Genomic DNA, 1,308 nt, shown 5'->3' with positions numbered 1-1,308 from the left:
TCATTGAGATTGGCATCGGTGCCGTACAGGCTGAGCTTGAAACGCCCGTCCCGCAGGTCATTGAGCGCCACCAGCAAACCGTCGTCCGCCGTGCCCACCGCCGCCAGCGAAGAGTTGGGGTTGGCCGGTTCCAGCGGATAGGGTTCGCTCCAGGTCTGCCCGGCGTCGTCGGTGCGGCTGGCGAGCACGCGGTGGTGGGTGTCGCCGGCATAACGCAACATGGCCACGGCGCGGTGTCCGTCCAGCGGCACAATGGTCGGCTGCAACGAATGCTTGCCACGGCTGATGCGGAATTTGTCGATCACCGCGCCGTCCGCACTCAGGTACAGGTACTCGGCGAACTTGCCCATGAGCTCGTGATACACCGGCAAGCCGATCGAACCGTCGGCATGGAATACCGGCGCGGCGCGTACCAGCGTGCTGATGTTGAAAAACGGCGAGGTCACCAATTGACGTGGCGTCGACCAGTTGCGCCCGAAGTCATCGGAGACCATCACATTGATCGCGCTGGTGGCCCAGCCACCCACCGACACCGACACGTAAAACATCCACAGCCGTTGGTCCGGTGCCAGCGCGATCACCGGATTACCAAGCTTGCGGATATAGCGCCGGGTGCCGTCGCGGGTCGATTCACGGGTGGCCAGCACGTGTTCGGCGCCCCACTCCGCGGTTTTGGCGTCGTATCGCGCAGTGCGGATCTGCACATCGGTAGCGCCTTCGCGCGAGCCGGCGAACCACACCGCCATCAGGTCACCACCGGGCAGCGCGGTGACCGAAGACGAGTGCACGAAGTCGTCGAGTTCCGAGGACACGAAGCGGCTGCTGTACATCGGTTCGGGGGCTTGCAGCCCGGCGTCAACCGGCGGTGTCGCCAGCGCGAACGGTGCCAGCACATGGCTCGGATGACTGCGCCACGCAGCCAGAAAAATCAGGCCCACGGCCAGGCTGCCGAGTATGAATGTCAAGCGAAAGGACAACGCACGCATAGTGGACTCGCGGCAAGGACAAGAGGATTAACAATTGGCAGACATCCTTGTCAGCGCGCAGCATCGTCGGGCAATTGGCGACGGCGTCCGGTAAGCATCGACAACGGCAAGTTGTCGCGCACCAGAATGCTTTCAAACAGCGCCGCCGCAACATGGATGCAGACCAGCACCAGCAGGCCGTCGGCAGCGGTTTCGTGGACCTGCAACGGCCAGTCGGCGCCCCACAGGGCATCGACTTCTTCCATCGCCCAGCCGCTGAGGCCCAGGGTCGACAATGCCAGCATCATAAGAATCATCACCAGCGCACCGATCGGCGAATGCC

General features: G+C 63.5%; 2 protein-coding genes. Both read right to left on the bottom strand.

Annotated elements, in window-relative coordinates:
- The coding region (locus DBR24_RS00905) for an exo-alpha-sialidase (protein WP_128613604.1) at window positions 1-986 on the bottom strand (986 nt) is incomplete at its 3' end.
- 50 nt (window positions 987-1,036) lie between these two features.
- On the bottom strand, window positions 1,037-1,308 hold a 272-nt coding region (locus DBR24_RS00900), incomplete at its 5' end, for a cytochrome b/b6 domain-containing protein (protein WP_177490386.1).

It is taken from the genome of Pseudomonas sp. HMWF006 (assembly GCF_003061205.1).
Lineage (GTDB): Bacteria > Pseudomonadota > Gammaproteobacteria > Pseudomonadales > Pseudomonadaceae > Aquipseudomonas > Aquipseudomonas monsensis.
The sequence above is the reverse complement of the archived record's forward strand: the minus strand, read 5'-3'. Positions and strand labels throughout refer to the sequence as shown.